This is a genomic window from Vibrio sp. Vb0598, from assembly GCF_033338935.1.
GTDB lineage: Bacteria > Pseudomonadota > Gammaproteobacteria > Enterobacterales > Vibrionaceae > Vibrio > Vibrio alginolyticus.
Window position 1 is genome coordinate 1 of record NZ_JAWOTP010000192.1, and the last position, 1,192, is coordinate 1,192.

Below are 1,192 nucleotides of genomic sequence, written 5' to 3' on the forward strand. Positions count from 1 at the left end.
GTTACCTGCCTTGGAGTCGGCAAACACCGCATCCAAAACGCCCGGCTTTTGCACTTCAGTTGCAGAAATAACGTCGCCATTTGCGTTGTAAGCCACCATGACGATTTGTGATTTCAGAATCGTACGTAGGGTTGCATCGTCCACATCAATGCCAGCGGCTTGAAGGCTTGCAAGGTGGCGGAAACGAGATTTAAGACCGTCAGACAAATCGCCCGCTTTGGTCAGCTCAACAGCTGTACCGCCAGAGATTTGCTCGTCTTCATCCATTTTGATGTCGTTGGTCAAGCTGTAGAACAGTTTCATGGAATCAGCATTGGCTGCTGCTTCCCATGCGATAGTGTTGGCATCTAACCAATGCGCTTTTTGACCATCAATATCGACTGGACGTTCTTCGATTGGTTCGTAGTAAAGCTCGCTGCTGCCGTGGAAGCCAAATAGACCTTTAGATTCGCCAATTTTGGTCAACTCCACTTTTGAGTTCGAGCTACCGAAGGCTTTCTCATCGCCTTTGTGCAGAATGAAGTTCATACATTCGTGCGGATCAGACGCATCTGGGTTCACTTTCAGTACGTAGTAAGCGCCGTAGGTGTCGTTGATGCCGTCGAATGGACGCGGTGCAGACCAGTCCGTACCTGTGCCAGCAATACCCATGGCTTCTAAGTCGGTGCTGGTACAGCCTTCGCCGTTCCACAAGTGCAAGCCCCAACCTTCGTAGTCGCTTGCCGTTGATGCGGATGCAATATCGCGCTTGTAGTAAATGACAACCTCGTTCTCTCCCGCAGGGTATAGGCCAGAGCCTGGGTTCGTGGTGTCGTCGCTTGTGCTATCGCTGCCACAACCGCTGATGACCGCGATGGAAATCAAAGGCAGTACGGTTTTGGCAATCGTTGATAATTTGAATGTTTTATTGTCCACGTTTACAAATCCATTGTTATTGAATTGATATAACGGACGTGCGGTATTTCGTGGCTCTAAAGCTCGAAGCGCTACACGCCCTATTTGGGGCAAGATGCCGAAAAGGAAATGTTCAACTAGATGCTAATACACTGAATCATCAGCAAAATGTGAGAGCAGGCTGTTAAGTTTTTTACAAGTAAAAATTTTCTGTCACAGTCGATTTTGTTCACAAAATAAATAATAAAACGGTCGCATAGTGAGATATTCCGCACACCATCAAAATGTAAATTTTTAT

The 1,192-nt window shown here is 47.1% G+C and carries 1 protein-coding gene; it reads right to left on the reverse strand.

Features of this window, described 5'->3' with window-relative positions; translation table 11 throughout:
* The coding region (locus R7Q38_RS24005) for a pullulanase-associated domain-containing protein (protein WP_318114565.1) at positions 1–915 on the reverse strand (915 nt) is incomplete at its 3' end.
* Positions 916–1,192: the final 277 nt, after the last annotated feature.